The following is a 1,511-nucleotide window of genomic DNA, read 5'->3' as shown; positions in this document are numbered from 1 at the left end:
GTGTGGAAGGGGACGGGGGAAGAGATGGCCCATCTCAGATGTCCCGTCGTTCCAGTGGCTTCGTCGCCGGGCCCTGGATGATGTGGCCCTCGGGGTCGAAGCGGGAGCCGTGGCAGGGGCATTCCCACGCGCGTTCGGCGCGGTTGAAGCCGACCAGGCAGCCCATGTGGGTGCAGCGGGCGGAGACGGCGTGGAGCGAGCCCGCCTCGTCGCGGTGGACCGCGCACGGATGGCCGCCGACCCGGACTACCGCGCCGTCCCCGGGGGCGATGGCCTCCAGGGAGTTGCCCCCGCCCGCGCCGATCCGGTCACCGACGAAGTGCCGGGCCACCTGCGCCTGGTGCTTGAGGAAACTCGGCGCCTCCCGCATCGTGCTGAGCACCCGGCGCGGGTCGTACAGGTCGCTCCACGGCGACTTGTGCCCGGTGATCTGCTCGGCCAGCAGCCGCCCGGCCATGATGCCGCCGCTCATGCCCCAGCCGCCGAACCCGGTCGCCACCCAGCTGTGCCGGCTGCCCGCGTGGAAGGGTCCGACGAGGGGGACGGAGTCGGTGGAGTCGTTGTCCTGCGTGGCCCAGCGGTGCGTGAAGTCGAGGGGGCCGAAGCGCTCGATGGCCCAGTCCGCGAGCAGGCCGAACCGTTCGTCGACCTCGGCGGTGCCCGGCGTGAAGTGCTCCCCGGTGACGATCAGCAGCCGCCGCCCCTCGTCGTACGGGGTGGTCCGCACCGAACGGGTGCGCTGCTCCTGCGTGATGTACATGCCGTGCGGGTCGGCGTCGGCCGGGACCGGCGCGGCCAGGACGAGTTCGCGGCGCGAGGAGAGCCGGGTGAAGAGCAGCGCCCGGTCGAAGACGGGGTAGTGCGTGGCGACGACGACGTCCCCGGCGGTCACCGTGAACCCCGCCTCGGTCGTCAGCCGGCACGGCGACCCCTCCTTGAGCCGCACCACCCGCGTCCCCTCGTGCACGGCCGCGCCCTGCCGCACCAGATCGTCGACCAGGGCGAGGAGGTACCTACGGGGGTGGAACTGCGCCTGGTCCGCCACCCGCACCGCACCCGCGACCGGGAACGGCAGGCCCGTCTCCGTCACGAACTCGGCGGGCAGCCCGGCCTCCCGTGCCGCCTCCGCCTCGGCCCGCAGCTCCGCCACACCGCCCTCGTCCTCGGCGTACGTGTAGGACGCCGCGTCCTCCCAGTCGCAGGCGATCCCCAGCTCCTCCACCACCTCGGCGGCATGCCGGATCGCCTCGGTCTGCGACCGCGCGTACAGCGCGGCGGCCTCGGCGCCCCGGGTCCGCCGCAGCCGGTCGTAGATCAGCGTGTGCAGGGCCGTCACCTTGGCGGTCGTGTGCCCGGTGACGCCGGCGGCGACCCGGTCCGCCTCCAGCAGGGCCACCCGCCGCCCGACTCAACGGCCACACGAGCGCCAAGGGGACGTCCCTGCATTCGCTGATCCACGACCAGCTACGGACTAACTCTAAGAACAATCTAGCGTCCACGAAAAATCGACA

1 pseudogene is annotated in these 1,511 nt (G+C 72.7%); it reads right to left on the bottom strand.

Annotated features, from left to right (window positions below):
- Nucleotides 1-34: 34 nt before the first annotated feature.
- Nucleotides 35-1,405 (bottom strand): annotated as a pseudogene (locus P1P70_RS44490) (FAD-dependent oxidoreductase); the annotation flags it as partial.
- Between the last annotated feature and the right edge of the window lie 106 nt (nt 1,406-1,511).

The organism is Streptomyces sp. MB09-02B (genome assembly GCF_033794485.1).
GTDB lineage: Bacteria > Actinomycetota > Actinomycetes > Streptomycetales > Streptomycetaceae > Streptomyces.
This window is presented reverse-complemented; position numbering and strand designations above follow the sequence as displayed.